Source organism: Evansella clarkii (genome assembly GCF_002019695.1).
Classification (GTDB): domain Bacteria; phylum Bacillota; class Bacilli; order Bacillales; family Salisediminibacteriaceae; genus Evansella; species Evansella clarkii.
The window spans coordinates 5,124,736-5,141,708 of sequence record NZ_KV917376.1; the positions used below are offsets into that span (position 1 = coordinate 5,124,736).

13 protein-coding genes are annotated in these 16,973 nt (G+C 43.3%); 5 read left to right on the forward strand and 8 right to left on the reverse strand.

Annotated elements, in window-relative coordinates; genetic code table 11:
• The first annotated feature begins 52 nt into the window (after positions 1-52).
• The 3 genes from BK582_RS24415 to BK582_RS24425 all read left to right on the forward strand — a co-directional run bounded on the left by BK582_RS24415 (position 53) and on the right by BK582_RS24425 (position 7,746).
• Positions 53-1,348 carry a glutamate-1-semialdehyde 2,1-aminomutase gene (locus BK582_RS24415; RefSeq protein ID WP_078597517.1) on the forward strand — a complete coding sequence of 432 codons (1,296 nt, stop codon included), beginning with the start codon at positions 53-55 and terminating at the stop codon, positions 1,346-1,348.
• A 290-nt stretch (positions 1,349-1,638) separates the two neighbouring features.
• Positions 1,639-6,129, forward strand: coding sequence for a glutamate synthase-related protein (locus BK582_RS24420; RefSeq protein WP_078598281.1), 4,491 nt, complete (start codon positions 1,639-1,641; stop codon positions 6,127-6,129).
• Between the two features lie 537 nt (positions 6,130-6,666).
• Entirely contained in the window at positions 6,667-7,746 is a 1,080-nt protein-coding gene (locus BK582_RS24425) for an FUSC family protein (protein WP_078597519.1), read from the forward strand.
• Between the two features lie 179 nt (positions 7,747-7,925).
• On the opposite strand, the gene BK582_RS24430 is transcribed toward BK582_RS24425, so the two are convergent.
• From BK582_RS24430 to fabL, 5 genes are all read right to left on the reverse strand, one after another.
• A complete protein-coding gene (locus BK582_RS24430; RefSeq protein ID WP_139368347.1) occupies positions 7,926-9,647 on the reverse strand; it encodes an ABC transporter ATP-binding protein in 1,722 nt (573 codons plus the stop codon).
• Positions 9,648-9,818: 171 nt separating this feature from the next.
• Positions 9,819-10,346: a nucleoside tri-diphosphate phosphatase gene (ntdP, locus tag BK582_RS24435; RefSeq protein ID WP_078597523.1), complete on the reverse strand. Its 528-nt coding sequence runs from the start codon at positions 10,344-10,346 to the stop codon at positions 9,819-9,821.
• Between the two features lie 16 nt (positions 10,347-10,362).
• Positions 10,363-10,833, reverse strand: coding sequence for a DUF3939 domain-containing protein (locus BK582_RS24440; protein ID WP_236939255.1), 471 nt, complete (start codon positions 10,831-10,833; stop codon positions 10,363-10,365).
• Between the two features lie 370 nt (positions 10,834-11,203).
• Positions 11,204-11,422: a gamma-type small acid-soluble spore protein gene (locus tag BK582_RS24445; protein ID WP_078597526.1), complete on the reverse strand. Its 219-nt coding sequence runs from the start codon at positions 11,420-11,422 to the stop codon at positions 11,204-11,206.
• A 121-nt stretch (positions 11,423-11,543) separates the two neighbouring features.
• On the reverse strand, positions 11,544-12,305 hold the full coding sequence (gene fabL / locus BK582_RS24450) for an enoyl-[acyl-carrier-protein] reductase FabL (protein ID WP_078597528.1): 762 nt from the start codon (positions 12,303-12,305) through the stop codon (positions 11,544-11,546).
• A gap of 249 nt (positions 12,306-12,554) precedes the next feature.
• Here fabL and BK582_RS24455 point away from each other — a divergent pair, with 249 nt between their 5' ends.
• Positions 12,555-12,779 (forward strand): cytosolic protein, encoded by a 225-nt coding sequence (locus BK582_RS24455; protein ID WP_078597530.1) that lies wholly within the window; start codon positions 12,555-12,557, stop codon positions 12,777-12,779.
• 130 nt (positions 12,780-12,909) lie between these two features.
• Positions 12,910-13,872 (forward strand): NADPH:quinone reductase, encoded by a 963-nt coding sequence (locus BK582_RS24460; protein WP_078597532.1) that lies wholly within the window; start codon positions 12,910-12,912, stop codon positions 13,870-13,872.
• Positions 13,873-14,070: 198 nt separating this feature from the next.
• Here the strand turns inward: BK582_RS24460 and BK582_RS24465 are convergent, their stop codons facing one another.
• Genes BK582_RS24465 through ggt form a run of 3 tightly spaced genes read right to left on the reverse strand, consistent with a single transcriptional unit; the run spans position 14,071 to position 16,810 of the window.
• Positions 14,071-14,607: a chromate transporter gene (locus BK582_RS24465; protein ID WP_078597534.1), complete on the reverse strand. Its 537-nt coding sequence runs from the start codon at positions 14,605-14,607 to the stop codon at positions 14,071-14,073.
• The gene (locus BK582_RS24470; protein WP_078597536.1) at positions 14,604-15,167 is read right to left on the reverse strand and encodes a chromate transporter; all 564 of its coding nucleotides are present in this window, start codon (positions 15,165-15,167) and stop codon (positions 14,604-14,606) included. The genes BK582_RS24465 and BK582_RS24470 overlap by 4 nt, the downstream gene beginning before the upstream one ends.
• A gap of 29 nt (positions 15,168-15,196) precedes the next feature.
• Positions 15,197-16,810, reverse strand: a complete 1,614-nt coding sequence (gene ggt, locus BK582_RS24475; protein ID WP_078597538.1) for a gamma-glutamyltransferase — start codon at positions 16,808-16,810, stop codon at positions 15,197-15,199.
• Between the last annotated feature and the right edge of the window lie 163 nt (positions 16,811-16,973).

Here is a 16,973-nt window from a genome sequence, read left to right on the forward strand (position 1 = left end):
TCATATTAATATTTATAAAAATACATGAGTATATATATAGGAGGAAAAAAGGATGAATACGAGAAAATCAGAAGAATTATATAACGAAGCACAGGAAGTAATCGTCGGAGGCGTTAACAGTCCTTCAAGGTCTTTTAAAGCTGTAGGCGGCGGCTCCCCTGTTTTTATGGAGCGGGGAAAAGGAGCTTACTTCTGGGATGTGGACGGCAACAAGTACATAGATTACCTTGCCGCGTATGGCCCGATCATTACCGGCCACGCACATCCGCATATAACTGAAGCAATTAAGAAAGCAGCTGAAGACGGTGTGCTGTACGGGACTCCTACTGTTCACGAAAACAAATTTGCTAAAATGCTTCAGGAAGCAATCCCTTCTATGGAAAAAATAAGGTTTGTTAATTCAGGGACGGAAGCAGTGATGACAACAATCCGGGTTGCACGTGCATACACTGGCAGGGACAAAATTATCAAATTCGCAGGCTGCTATCACGGCCATTCAGATCTTGTCCTTGTAGCTGCAGGCTCCGGGCCGTCCACCCTTGGAAATCCGGACTCTGCAGGGGTGCCTGAGAGCATTGCGAAAGAGGTCATTACTGTCCCGTTTAATGATATCGAAAGTTTCCGGGAAGCTCTGGAACGCTGGGGCGATCAGGTGGCAGGCGTACTTGTAGAACCGATTGTTGGTAATTTCGGAATTGTGGAACCTGAAGAAGGCTTTTTGAAGAAGGTAAATGACTTAACTCATGAAGCTGGTGCTCTTGTTATTTATGACGAAGTAATTACAGCATTTCGTTTTATGTACGGCGGGGCCCAGAACCTGCTCGGTGTTGAACCTGATATCACTGCACTTGGAAAAATAATTGGCGGCGGTCTGCCAATAGGAGCATACGGCGGAAAGAAAGCTATTATGGAACAGGTTGCACCTCTTGGGCCAGCCTACCAGGCCGGTACGATGGCAGGAAATCCAGCCTCCATCCGTTCAGGGATTGCCTGTCTGGAATTACTCCAGAAAGACGGTGTGTACGAAAACTTAGACAAGCTCGGCGCTAAACTGGAAGATGGTTTAAACTCTCTGATCAGTGAATATAAAATCCCAGCTGTCATTAACCGGCTGAAGGGGGCACTCACCCTCTACTTTGACGTAAAGGAAGTAAGGAATTATAAGGATGCAGAGGATAGCAGCGGAGAGATGTTCGCCTACTTCTTCAGAGAAATGCTTAAAGAAGGAATTAATCTTGCACCATCCAAGTATGAAGCCTGGTTCCTGACAACCGAGCACAGCGAAGCGGATATCGAACAGACACTTAAGGCGGCAGAACGGGTGTTTTCAAACTGGCATAATGCATAAATATACAGTTTTATACTTAAGGGGGATTCTTTTTGAATCGCCTCTTTTTTTTGCACCTGTTGGTGTAACCGCTTACATAACCATTGTACTAGGAGATATGGCAGATTATTCCGTGTGTATTTTGTATATCCTATCCGTTTATTTGTATAATTAATTGATTTTTATTTCTGATAATGGTATCGTTATGTTAATTCTGACAATTCTGTATTTCAGGAGAAAAGTCTGCTAATGAGATTAACAATAATCTTTTCAACTACTTTACAGGAGGTGGCGGTCATTTGACCAACTATATGAAAAATTACAACAAGCTTATTCAGACATTTAGAGGAGCATCAAAGATTGAACATGACAGCTGCGGAATTGTCGCTTTTATTGAAAAAGAAAACAAGCCGACGCATGATAACATTCATAACACAATCAACTCTTTAGTCAAAATGAACCACCGGGCTGGATTTATTAATGACGAAGGCGACGGTGTAGGTATTCATATTGATCTGCCTGAAAGTTTATGGAAAAAGAAACTGGAGTCAGCGGGACTTTCCCCCGAACTGACAGAACAGGAAACATTTACAGTAGGCCACTTTTTTATCGAACAGAAAACTGATCATGAAGCCATTCGCAATGAGATTCAGGAAAAACTTGAATCAAAAGGATTTACATTTGTATTTGGAAGCACCGAACAAACAAACAGTGAAGCACTAGGGCCAATTGCTAAAAAACATGAGCCTCTTTTTTGGCAGGTGGCGGTAGTTGGAGACAACCTTAAAAAGGAAGACTCCTTAGCCTCTCTTTTGTTCGAAATGACAGTGGAAATCGAGAAGAATCCGGCAGTTCATGTAGCATCTCTAAGTAATCAGCATGCAGTTTATAAAGTTATGGGCGGCGGAGATATCCTTCCACGGTACTATAACGACCTTGCAGATCCGATTACAGCGTCAACTACTACGCTTGGCCATAACCGGTATTCCACAAACACTTTATCAAACTTTTTCCGCGTTCAGCCGTTCAGTGTAATCGGACACAATGGGGAAATCAACACTATTGCCAAGCTTCGTGATGAAGCAAATATGATAGGTGTTCCGCTAGTGGATGGAGGAAGTGACTCACAGGACTTAAACAGGGTGCTTGATACTTTTATCTCCCGGCATAATTTAAGTCTCTTTGAAGCTATGGAAGTTATCTTCCCGCCGATTGTAAATGAAATTAAAAATTATCCTGAGCACCTGCAGGATCTGTTCACTTATATCCGTGAAGCATGGGGCCATTTTGCACAGGGACCGGCGGGAATCATTTCCCGTTTTGGAAAAGAGAGTGTGTTCAGTGTCGATGCTCTTGGACTTCGTCCTCTCTGGATGCTGGAAACAGAAACAAGTTTCAGCTTCTCCTCTGAGCAGGGAATTTTCACGTCAGATAATTACTTATCTGAACCAAAGCCACTTGCTCCTGGAGAAAAGGTGGGACTCCTTCGTAATGATTCAGGATCTGTAGAAGTATTCTGGCATGATGAATTACAGGAAGAGGTATATGAGAGAATGTCAGACCGCCTTCCTGTCCAGGGAGCGCATAAGCGCCTGGACGCTAAAATCAAATCACCTGAAACAATGTTTTTCCAGCAGAATGTTACTCCGTCAGTGTATGCAGCTAACGGCTGGGACCGTGAGCATATTCAGCTCATTGAACAAATGGCTGAAAAAGGAGCAGAACCGATCCGCTCCCTCGGACATGATTCCCCGCTGGCGGCTCTACATCCTGCACGGAAGAACATCGCTGACTTTATTAAAGAAAGTGTAGCGGTAGTAACAAACCCTGCTATTGACAGGGACAGAGAGATGGAACATTTTTCAACAAGAGTAGTGATTGGTAAACGGCCAGGGCTGTTCTCAGAAGCAGATCTCAAAACAATCGTACAGCTTGATTCACCAGTTATCGCTGAAGGCATTTCAGGCCGTGCTGTTGAAAAGCAGTTCAGCCAGCCGTCTTTCGAAGCACTCCTTGAAGAGTATAAGAAAAATGAGGAAGCCGAGACTCTGGCAATGTGCCGTTTTGAAGAAGAAACTGTAGAAGAAGCATTACAGCGCCTCCTCAGGCAATCTGCCGAGGCAATCGAAAACGGTAAAACATATCTTGTTTTGGATGACCAGGGCACACATGAAGAAAACAAATACTGGATCGATCCCCTTCTAGCAGTTTCTGCAATAGATCAGGGATTAACAAGACAGGAGAAAAGAAGATCATGTTCTGTAGCTTTACGATCGGGAAGCATTCGATCCCTTCATGATATTGCGGTTGTATTTGGTTTAGGGGCAGACTTAATTAACCCGTATACTATGTTTGCAACAGTAGTAGACAAGGATGAGGAACCGGCAGCAAAACTTTACAGTGCTTTAAATAAAGGACTTGAAAAGATTATTTCCACTATTGGAATTCATGAACTCAGAGGATATGGGCGTTTATTCTCTGCTATTGGACTGAACGAGGAAATCGCTGACTATTTAAATATTGTTAATTTCCTAGGCAGTAAAGACCTTCAATTTAACTTTGAATATATGAAAAAAGACAGTATTGAAAGAAAAGAAGATTTCACTAATGAGAAAGCAAGGGCAGGTAAGTCATTCCATATCTTCCCGCGAATCTGGAAATCTCTTGGAGATCTTGCCTCCGGTAAAATTGGCTACGATGCTTTCAGAGAGAAATTAACTGAGCAGGAACAGAAGAATCCAATCACAATCCGCCACCTGACAGAGCTTAAAGTGAACGAGTCTTCCAAGGTTAACCCGGAAGAAGTGGATACCAGTGTTGGCCACCACAGCCTGCCATTTATGATAAGTTCCATGTCATTCGGCTCGCAGAACGAAATTGCTTTCCGGGCCTATGCGGAAGCCGCCGACCAGCTTAATATGATCAGTTTTAACGGCGAGGGCGGAGAAATAAAGGATATGCTTGGGAAATACCCAAAAACCCGGGGCCAGCAGATTGCATCCGGACGATTCGGGGTAAACGTGGAACTTCTCAACTCTTCCAACCTGCTTGAAATAAAGATCGGCCAGGGTGCCAAGCCCGGTGAAGGCGGACATTTACCAGGTTCAAAAGTAACAGATAAAGTTGCAGAGGCACGTAATGCAACTAAAGGATCTGACTTAATCTCCCCTTCCAATAATCATGATATTTATTCTATTGAAGACCTTGCTCAAATGATCGCTGAAATAAAAACGGCTAATGATCAGGCTAAAGTCGCCGTTAAGGTTCCTATCGTTCCAAACATTGGCACAATCGCTGTCGGTATTGCAAAAGCAGGTGCAGACTATATTACTTTAAGCGGTTTTGACGGCGGTACTGGTGCTGCAAGAGTCCACGCCCTTCAGCATGTTGGGCTGCCTGCAGAAATCGGTGTCAAAGCGGCCCACTTCGCCCTTCTTGAAGCCGGCCTTCGCCACAAGGTTGAGATCTGGGCTGACGGCGGTGTAAAAAGCGCTCTTGATGCAGTTAAACTAATGATGCTCGGTGCAAACCGGATTGGCTTTGGAACTTTATCAATGATCGCTGTCGGCTGTACTGCATGCCGCGGGTGCCACCTGGACACTTGCCATGTAGGTATCGCTACACAGATTGAATCAGAAGCTCAGGCAAAAGAGCACGGCCTCCGCCGTTTCGTCCCAAGACAATTTGACCTTGCTGTCGAAGGGCTTAAGAACATGTTCACAGCCTTTGGTGAAGAGATACAAAGGCTCACAGCATCTCTTGGCTTTGACAATACACAGGATATTGTGGGAAGAGCTGATTTACTCGAACAGGCTGCCGGCAAGGAACTGATGAATCTGAATGACTTGCTATCCACCCTGCCGGAACAGGAGCTCGCGCCATTTAAACCTGTTAAGGCAATTGAAGAAAAGCAGCCACAGCTTGCTGTAGCAGTTGGTGCTGAATATCTGGACGCAAATGTGGAAGAGCTCACATCTTCCAGAGAATTTGAAGCTGTGACCGCCGAACAACGAGTGCTGGGAAGCAGAGTCTCCTGCCACAGAGTCCGCGGTAAGCTTGACGGTTCGTACCGCCAGCTTCCTGAAATTGATCTTAAATTTACGAAGGGCTCTGTTCTTGGAAACGGTCTTGGAGCCTATAACAGCGACGGGGTAAATATTCATATCACTGGAGGAGCCCAGGATGGCGTCGGAAAGACCTCCTTTGGCGGATCATTTAAAATATTTAAAACAAAAGGAAAGAACGGGCAGTTCGTTAATGGCTCTGTCGGAAAAGGAGCAGGATACGGGGCTCAGAAAGGGCTCTTTATCATTCAGGGTAATGCTGACGCGCGTGCCGGAATCCGCCTATCTGGAGCAGATATGATTTTTGGAGGGCGTCTGCAAGAGCCACTCCCGGCAGGACGGCGCTACAATGCCGGAGTTCATGCTAATCTGAAAGGATTCGCTTTTGAGTATATGACAAACGGCCGTGGACTTGTACTTGGTGATCCTGGCCCGTGGATTTGCGCAGGTATGACCGGAGGGGTGGTATATTTAAGACACGACCCGGAAATGGGCCTTGATGAACAAACATTACAGTCCCGTATTGCTAAAGGCGCAAAAGTTACTCTTGAACCTCTTTCCGATAAAGGACAGGAAGATGTTTCAGAGCTGCTCACTTTATACATGGAAGAGCTGAGAGCTCATGAACAGTATGAAGAGGCAGAATTTATCAGCGGGCTTATGGAAAATCTTCAGGACAACTTCCGCCAGCTTAACCCTGTAAAACAACAGGCAGATCCAGCGGTATCAACTGAATAACCCTTTAATACCTTTTTTCAGTAAAACAGGCTGTTGAGAACGTGTTCTCAACAGCCTGTTTCTTTTCCATGATTACGTCATAGTGACAGTTGAGTTAAGGCAACTTTAGCTTATCGTTGATATACAAGGGCTTACATAATTTTATATGCCAAAAACCTTTAGTGTCACTATGACCTCTGTCATAGTGACACTTTCCTTTACGCAAAACTTTTTCCTGCTTAAGCTGCCTTACCGAAAGTATACTTCTCTTGTTTGAAGGGTCTTCTTACGTGTTAAAGGATACAGTACATCGTTTTTTCAAGAAGAAAACCCTTACATCTGTTGCGGCACTTGATTGTTTTGCAGAAGCGGTGTATAGTACGTCTGATATGACATTTATATTTTTAGAAACATAATTATTACAATAGCGAATACAGGCCCATATATACCATCCTGTACTGACCGGCCGAATAGTTCATCGGCAACGTTTTTTCAGCGGGGACGGGGAAGAGCCTGGTGTTATTATAATAATGTACTGAGAAAGGATTTTAGATCACTATGAAGCTGGGAGCCCGTATTTTTAAAACTGGTCTGGCTGTAACTCTCGCACTGTATGCGGCTATGTGGCTTGGATTTGAGACTCCTGCATTTGGAGCACTCGCTGCATTTTTTGCTGTACAGCCATCAGTGCATAAATCTTTTGTTTTAATAGGAAACCAGATACAGGCGAATCTGATGAGTGCTGTACTGGCTATCGTGTTCGTGCTGGCATTCGGTAATGAACCATTTGTTATTGGCGTAGTAGTCATGCTTGTAATTGCGATTCTCCTTAAATTTAATAAAGAATCGATCATTCCTCTTGCTGTAGTAACTGCTGTAATTATAATGGGCAGTCCGTCAGACAATTTTATTCATTTTGCTTCCAACAGGTTTCTGTTAATAATGCTTGGAGTATTTGCGGCTTTTATCGTTAATATGATTTTTCTGCCGCCGAAGCATGAAAATCTGCTTTATCACAGAGTTGTAGATACGAATGATGAAATTATCCAATGGATCAGACTGCTGACGAGGAACGAAGCAGATTACAGCACATTGAAAAAAGATTTGAACCGGCTGAGAGAAGCTATTATAAAGGTGGAAAACCTGTTCCTCCTCTATAAAGAGGAAAGAAACTACCTGAAGAAAAATGAATATTCGAGGCTCAGAAAAGTAGTTGTATTCCGGCAGATGATAGTCGCTTCGAAAAAAGCTATGGGCATCTTAAAAAGCCTTGATAAAAATGAGCACAATTTACACCATATGCCTGAAGAAATTCAGGAAATTATTCAGACTCAGCTCGATTATCTCACCAATTACCATGAACGGATTATGCTTAAATATATTGGGAAGGTAAAGGTTAACACTACAGACGACCTTCATGATGAAGTGGGGGTAGGAAAAAGGCAGCTCACAGATTTGTTCCTGAACTTATATGACAACAAAGAAATAGACCGGAATGAATGGATTCACTTCTTCCCTGTCATAGCCTTGATTATTGAATACAGTGAAGAACTTGAGCACCTTGACCTTCTGGTTGATGGATTCTTCAATTTCCATAAAACCGAAAATGAAGTGGATATAACAGAGCGGGATCTTTAATCATGTCATAGTGACTTTTGTGTAAGTGCAACTTTCTGTGAACGTTGATATATAAGAGGCTCATTAAATATTATTAGGTAAAAAAAGAAGTGTCACTATGACAGCTGTCATAGTGACACTTTCCTTTAACCAAAACTCTCTCCTTTACGAAACATCCATACCCCTGTCCGACAATTCCCCTAATCCAGCTGCTGTACCTGAAAAAGATTATAATAGGCGCCTTGCTTCTTAATTAACTCCTCATGATTCCCTATTTCAGCAAGCTTTCCATTTTCTATGACAAGTATCTTATCCGCATGGGTAATTGTGGAAAGGCGGTGAGCAACAATAAAGGTAGTCCTGTTTTCCGCCAGACGGAACAGAGACTGCTGAATGAGATGCTCACTTTCCAGATCAAGAGCACTTGTTGCTTCGTCAAATATTAAGATTTCGGGGCTTTTCAGAAAAACCCGGGCGATAGCAACACGCTGCTTCTGCCCTCCGGATAATTTCACCCCTTGTTCACCAATATACGTATCGTACCCATCAGGAAGCTCCATAATGAAGTCATGTGCATTCGCGGCTTTTGCTGCAGCGATAACTTCTTCCTCGCTTGCTTCCGGCCGCCCCATCAGGATGTTAAACCTTACTGAATCACTGAAAATTATATTATCCTGCAGAACCATTCCAATACGGTCCCTTAAAGAACGGACCTGGTATTCCCTTATATCTTTCCCGTCAACCAGAATCCTTCCTGAAGAGACGTCATAAAAGCGGGGAATCAGGCTCATAATCGTACTTTTTCCACCGCCGCTCATTCCAACTATTGCAGCAGTTTCACCGCTTTTTACCGTGAAGTTCAGCTCTTTCAGTACTTCCTGGTCATTCTCATAGCTGAAGCTGACATTGTCGAATATAACTTCTCCCCGTGGGTGGCGATACGGGCCGGCTCCAGGCTTATCCTGAATATCATACTTTTCATCGACAAGTTCAAATACACGGTCCATCGAAGCTATTGCCTGAATCAAAGTAGTTGATGAGTTAACAAGTCGCCGCAGTGGATTATAAAGGCGGTCCATATAGGCAGTAAAAGCAACCATGGTACCTAATGTCAAGACATCCTGAATGACAAGAGCCCCCGCTACTCCGATGACTATTACAGGCGCGATGTCAGTGAGCGTATTTACAACAGCAAATGTCTTGGCATTCCAGCGCGTATGGTCAAGAGCTTTATTGAGAAAATTCCCATTTTGTTTATGGAATTCCTTTTGCTCGTGTTCCTCCAGAGCAAAACTCCTGATTACGTTCATACCCTGCAGCCGCTCGTGAAGATGGCTTTGCACTTCAGCCAGCGCCTGTGATCTCTTTCTTGTAAGATCTCTGAGCCTGCTGTAAAAATATTTAATGGAAACTGCGTAAAATGGCAGGAGAGCAACAGCAATAAGCGTGAGCCACGGATCCATCGTAAGCATAATAATTATCACGGCGATAATTGTAAACATATCAAGCCAGATGTTCATCATGCCGGTAATAATAAAATTCTTTGTCTGCTCAACATCGTTAATAACTCTAGAAATGATTTCCCCGCTCTTCCTGCTGGAATAAAACTTCATACTTAGTTTTTGCAAATGGCTGAAAAGCTGATCACGAATATCATACAAAATTTTGTTGCCTGTCCATTGTGCATAGTACTGCCGGAAATATTCCACCGGCGGTCTGATTATAAGGAACACTGCCAGCACAATACCCATAAGCCATATCAATGTATTCAGCTGTTCAGCGGCAGTCATATCTCCTGCCCCGATAATATCATCGATGACATACTTTAAAATTAAAGGTATGAGCAAAGGTATGCCGAACTTCAGCATACCGATAATTACCGTAATGAATATCTGCTTCCAATAGGGCTTAACAAATTTCATGTACCGTCTTATACTGTCCAAGTCTTTCACCCCATCTTAAGAGCAACAATGTATGTTAAAGAGCCAAAAAGAAAGAGACGGTTCTCCGAATAACCGTTCTCCTCGTACAAATTCCGGTACTATGGCAGGTTACTGTTTAAGCCAGTTTAATAACCCTGAATTTTCTTATGTTTACCTGTACTGAAGAAAACGTTCATACCAGTCTTCAACAAACCCAGGCTCAAAAGGGCCCTTTTTCTGGCCTACCCACGACACAAGCTCGTCCACACTGCGGCGGAGGATAGCTTCCACTTCGTCAGGATAGTTCATTTGCTCTTTATGTAATAAAAATTCATCCTCATCAAGAAGTTTATATGTCATATCCGGAAATACCTTGATGTCCAGATCATAATCAATATATTTCACTGCTTCTTCATCGTATGTAAAAGGGGTCCCAAGATTACAGTAATAATAAATTCCGTCATTACGAATCATGCCGATTACGTTAAACCAGTGGCGCGAAGTAAAATAACAAATGGCCGGTTCTCTCGTCCTCCATTGCCGCCCGTCCGATTCCTGAACGAGTATTCGGTCATTTCCGCCGATTACCTCGTGGGAAGTGCCCTTTAATATTATTGTCTCTTCCCAAACACGATGAAGCTGCCCGTTATGTTTGTAGCTCTGTACTTGAATATTACTGCCTGTTTTGGGAAAGTTCACTTCTCTGCTCCTCTCTTTACTTATTCTGTTTAGGAGACCTGTGGGTTACCATTTGATCTTTAGGATGTAAATAAAGTTCAAAGTGAGGTTTTTCACTTAAGTAATTCCGCAGCTTAAAATAACTGACTTTCCGGTCCGGATCCCCTGGAACTACCGGTTCCTCACCTGTTTCAAGAAGATACTGGTCACAGGCTATCTGGCATAAGTCAATATGCCTCGGATAGTCAGGATCCTCGAATACCTCAAATGTCTCCTTAGATATATAAAAACTTTTGTCCGGTTTACCCCCAAGATGGGAATATAAAAGCTCATAGTTGATTTCATTGTTCTCGTTTGCAAGGCTGCGCAGGGATACTCCTTCCTGCAAAGATAAAGCATATGCATTAACAGCCTTTCTTACATCATCCAATGAACAGGTAATTATCTTAACTTCTTTCTCAGGCGTATTTTTGTTTTTACTTTCTTTCTTCTTTTTTCGAAACAGCATGGGTACCCCTCCAGAAACTTTTATCCCGATGCAACCGTCCGTAAAATTCCCGCCTCAAAATATGAGTGATAACGAAGATATTCAGGTGGGAGGTAAAGGACGCTAACATTCCGATTAGTTCAGCTGACAATAAGCGAACAAAGCCCTCACTTATTGAAGGTTAACTTTATAATATACCTTACCCGGCAATAAAAAGAATAAAGCACCCAATCCGCCCATCTTTTTCTGCTATTTCTTTAATTATACTATTGATTAATTAAATTTAAAACGATTCGTACCTTTCATTGCAATATATTTACAGAAAACCCCCTTTCCCGAATAGGGAAAAGGGGGTTTTTAATAAAGCTTCACTTAAAGGAAGGCTGCCTCACTACTGTTGCTGCTGGCGGCCTGCTGACGCTTGCTGCTTACGTTGTGCTGCTTGCTGGTTTTGCTGGCGTACCTGCTGAGCATCAGTTTCGCTTGCAAATTCAAACTGCTGGCTCTGCCCTTGAGCAGACTGAGCGTTTTGCTGTCTTACTTGCTGAGCATTAGTTTTTGAAGCTTGAGCTTGTCCTTGTTGTTGTTGTTGTTGTTGGTTTCTAGCCATTAGTATCACCTCCACAGGAATTATCTTCTCCCGAGAAGATGTTTTTATTCTAAAAAAACATGCTGTATTTAACCAGCAAAAATCCCATTTATTTCTGCAGGTCTCCATACAGCTTCAAACCTTAAGTTAACAAAGAAATGCCTCCGTCCACTACAATTGTCTGTCCCCGGATCATTCTTGCTTTCGGTGAGAGTAAAAACAGAACTGCGTCAGCAAGGTCATCTGGTTCAACTATTCTGCCAGCTGGAGTCCGGTTCTTTGCTCCCTCTAAAAGTTCTTCCCTGTTCGGAAAATGAGTCAGTGCGTCTGTATCAACTGCTCCCCCGGAAACCGCATTTACACTTATATTATACTGCGCAAGTTCCACTGCCAAATATCTTGTTAAAGCTTCTACAGCCGCTTTCGAAACTCCAACTGTAGTATAATTTTCCAGGTAACGCTGGGAACCAAGTGAGCTAAGACTTACAATCGCTCCTCCTTCTTCCCTGTTTTTCATTCTTTCAGCTGCAAGCTGAGAACAAAACAGCATCCCCTTATTATTTATGTTCATCGTCCAGTCCCAATGGCTTTCCTCAAGTTCCATTAATGGTTTCAAAACACCTGAAGCAGCATTGTTTACCAGGACATCGAGCCTGCCGAATTTTTCATCAATCTCTGCAAATAGTTCTTCCACTTTTTCCTTTTTGGCAATATTTGCTTTCACTGTCAGTACTTCCGCTCCTAAGGCTCTTATTTCCTCTGCGGTTTCCTCTGCCTTACTTCTGTTACGGGCAAAATTAATTACGATATTATATCCTTCTTCTGCCAGCTTAATTGCAATTTTCTTACCTATTCCTCTGCTGCTCCCGGTTATTAGTGCCACCTTTTTTGCTGATACTGCCATATTGTTCACCGCTTCCTTTCATACTTCTTAATGATTTTTAGATATGTACTCTTTGTAAAACTAACTTATGGTAATTACACAACGAATTATCCACTTTTGCAACTTAATATTTGAATACAGCTCTGACCCTATAGAAAGACTATAACATATAACATTAGTCCATGAATGCTTTGATAAAAGCAAATACTATACCTTGTATGACCACTAACTAACGCTTAATATAAGCGGGAGCAGGAAGGGGATTTTTTTATGTATGTTGGCAGAGATATGACTGAACTGTCCATGATGTCAAAAACAACCTGGTCTGACAAAGAGCTGGCTTTCTTTCACCATAATTTACAGCAGATAGCTCCTTATTTAAATGCGGAAGGAGTAATGATTCATAAAGAGATTATTAAGGAAATCATGAACAGAGGCGGCTTACACTCCCATGAAGCAACCTGGACGCAGGGAACGAGAGTGCATTACGATTAACTCAGTTATTCTCACTCCATTTAGCACTCTCCTATTAAAAGCGATCGGCTCTATAATGCCTATTTCGTGATTTATTATTGAATTTTCTTTACAATATAAACAGAAGGTTTTAAAAGGAGAGTGGGACTTAATGAAAGCAGTTGTATACGAAAAATATGGGGGCCCGGAAGTTCTTCAGATTAGAGAAATGAATAAGCCGGAAGTAAAGCACGGAGAGGTTCTTATCAAAACGGGAGGCAGCGGAATCAACCCGGTAGATACTTATTTCCGTAAAGGGATAAGGCAGGTCAAATCATTTCCTCATATCCCTCATTTTGATATTGCCGGGACTATCGCTGCTACAGGTGAGGATGTTCCTTTCGTACAGGAAGGAGACCGGGTATGGGCTACAAACGTCCCTGGCACAGGGGCGGAATATGTAATTGCACCTGCTGAAAGTGTGTTTCCTCTGCCTGAACATCTTTCTGATGCCGATGGAGCTGCCCTTGCAATGCCATTAATGACAGCTCATTTATCTCTTCATTATCGCGCAAGACTCCAGCCTGATGAGACAGTTCTTGTGTACGGAGGAGCTGGCGCAGTTGGCAATGCGGGAATTCAGCTGGCAAAAGCCTGCGGGGCTAATGTGATTGCCACTGCCGGAAATAAAGAAAAAGCTGACATTTGTAAAGAAGCTGGCGCTGACAGTGTCATTTTATATAAGGAAGAAAATGTAGTTGAGAAAGTAAAAGAAATCACTGGCGGAAAAGGGGTTCATATCATCCTCGATATGTCGCTGAGTGAAAACCTGGAAAGCAACCTGCATATGATTGAAACGGGAGGCAGGATCGTTACGATAGGCTCTCCGAAAAACAACACTCCTGAACTTCCGTGGAGACTTTTAAACCAGAAGCATGCATCTCTTCTCGGTGTTCTCCTCTTTACCGCTCCTAAAGAAGAACTAAGGCGCTCAGGTGAAGAAATTACAACATTGCTCGAGAAGAAAAAAATTCATTCTCATATTGGCAAAGTTTTCTCCTTTGAGGAAGCAGCTAAAGCACACCGTGCCCTCGAGAATCATGAATATAATGGGAGTATTGTTCTCACGCCGTAATATTACCGTGGCAAAGAAAGAGATGGGATAAACATAAGTTAGTTTCGTGAAAAGCGGATCCCGGACCATGCCAATTTAAGAAGCGGGTCCTTAGGAGCACATTCGCTATAAAACAAACAGAACGCCTGGACTAATCCAGGCGTTTTTGTTTGCTAATATTTTAGATCCTGCAAATTGTTATTTTTCAATTATTTGCCATTAAGAAGGTGCCAGGAATATTGCTCCGTAAATCAGCGCCCCCAGTATGACGAATGCCGGATGAACTTTTCGCCTTTCCAGAAGATAATAGCTCGCTCCAATAAGAATTCCAGTCTGCAGAATTCCGCTTTCCGCATAAGAAGTTTCTGCAAACCTTAATGTCATGGCTCCGAGCAGAACGGCAATCGTAGGCCTTACAATACTGGAGAGGAGCTTAACTTTCGGCGAATCCTTAAACTTGTATAATAAACTAAGCAGGACAATCATTAACATAAGTGAAGGGGCTATCGTGGCAAATAATCCTACCGAAGCACCCAGGATCCCTGCCTGTTCAAAACCGATATAACCTGCCATCTTCGTAGCGATAGGTCCTGGAAGAGCATTACCCAAGGCAAGGACTTCCGCAAATTCTTCCACACTCATCCATCCATACCTGTGAACTACCTCGTATTCAATAAGCGGTATTGTTGCTGGTCCGCCTCCGTAACCAAGTATTCCGGGTATAAAAAAGGCAAGGAAGATTTCCCAGTAAATCATTCAGTCTCACCCTCCTTTTTAAGCTGCTCTTTTTCAGGTTTTCTGAAGAATACGAAGAGCAGAAGGGCTAAAATAACAAGTGCCGGATGAATTCCAAAGATTTCTATCAAAAGAATGGACCCAATTAACAGGAAAATAACCTTCATCCATCCAAAATCCTGCTTAGAACGTTTTATGAAGCCCCATGTTAAAGCACCGAGCATGACAGCTACAACAGGGACAACTCCGTTGGTCATTCCCTGAACCCATGGGTAATCCCGGAAAGAGGCAAGAGATACAAGGAGAATAATCATAAGCACGACTGTTGGAAAAACAGAGGCGATTATTGCATTCAACATGCCAAGGATGCCGCCAACCCTGTACCCAATGTAACCTGCCATTTTTGTAGCTATCGGCCCTGGAAGGGTATTCCCGATTGCGAGTATATCGGAAAATTCATCATCGCCCATCCAGCCGTACCTTTTTACTTCAGCAAGTATTAAGGGTATGGAAGCTGGCCCGCCGCCATACCCAAGCATTCCTGCCCGGAAGAATGCCATAAAAATCTGTGCGTGTTTCATTACAATCAGCCACTCCTTCTCAGAACTATTTAATAAACGGAGATGGCCCCATCTGTTCTCGATTCAGTCCCACCGGCAAGAACTCCTGTTTCAGGATCCCGCCAGATAATCTGCCCTCTTCCAAAACTTCCGGACTGATGAGTAACCTGGATATCGTGTCCTTTTGCAGCAAGTTCATTGGCAAGGAAGTTCGGGACAGACTGTTCAAGAAGAACTTTCTTATCTTTCATCCACTGCCATCTCGGCGCATCCAGAGCAGCCTGTGGGTTAAGGTTAAAATCAATCGTATTCATGACAACCTGCATGTGGCCCTGTGGCTGCATGAATCCTCCCATAACTCCGAATGGACCCACCGGTTCGCTGCCTTTTGAAAGGAAACCAGGAATAATAGTATGGTATGTACGCTTCCCTGGCTCAAGACAGTTGTCGTGTTCAGGATCAAGGCTGAAATTATGCCCCCGGTTCTGAAGGGAGATACCTGTTCCTGGTACTACGAGCCCGGAACCAAATCCCATGTAATTACTCTGAATGAACGATACCATATTTCCTTCTCCGTCTGCTGTGGCGAGATATACGGTGCCGCCCTGTGAAGGATCTCCCGCTTCAGGTGTTAATGCTTCTTCACCGATTAAGGAACGGCGTTTTTTACCGTATTCTTCACTCAGAAGGTCTTCGGTTTTCCTGCTCATTTTACTTTCTTCTGTAATGTACTTCTCTCCATCGGCGAAAGCAAGTTTCATCGCCTCAATCTGTCTGTGGAAAGTATCGCTTGTATCTCTGCTCGTAAATTCATCATTTTTCAGCATGTTTAACGCCATTAATGCAACAAGCCCCTGACCGTTCGGAGGGATCTCCCAAACATCATATCCTTTGTAATTTACGCTGATTGGTTTTACCCACTCAGGCTTAAAAGCTTCCAGGTCCTCTTTTGATAGATACCCGCCATACTCTTTAGAAAACGCGTCAATTTTATCAGCAAGCTCCCCCTTATAGAAAGCTTCCCCATTTGTTTCACCAATTTTCTCAAGTGTCTGTGCGTGTCCTTCTGAGCGCCAAACCTCTCCGGTTTTTGGAGCTTTTCCTTCAGGAGCAAACGTGTCAAACCAGCTTTTAAACTCATCGCCTTTAAGCTCTTTTGCAAAGTTTTGTGCTGCTCTGTCCCAGTAATAAGCGAGGACCGGGCTCAGAGGGTACCCTTCTCTTGCATAGTCAATAGCAGGCTGCAGTACTTCTTTCAGGGGAAGTTTCCCAAATCGTTTTGACAGTTCTGCCCATGCAGCAGGAGCACCTGGTACTGTTACAGGCGTCCAGCCATATTTGGGGATTTCATCGATTCCCTGCTCTTTCAGCTTATCGATTGAAATCGATTGCGGCGACTGGCCGCTTGAATTAAGGCCATGCAGCTCTCCCTTTGTCCAGACAAGGGCGAACGCATCTCCCCCAATTCCGTTTGAAGTTGGTTCTACAACAGTAAGGCAAGCTGCAGTGGCGATTGCAGCATCGATAGCATTACCGCCTTTTTTCAAAATATCAAGCCCTGCCTGTGAAGCAAGAGGCTGGGATGTTGCAACCATTCCGTTGCGTCCGTATGTAACCATTCTTTGTGAAGCATATGGATAACTCTGACTGTTATAAGATACCATGAAATAACCTCCTTTTTTACTATGGTAACATACTTTCGGTTCCGAAATGTCAGAATTAGCTTTATTTTTTCTTTTTTTTGTTTCATTGAATAACTTTCCTGATTATCACGGATTAACAACCAGTCCTCCTCAGAAAAGCATTGCATAATCTCATCTGGCCCTG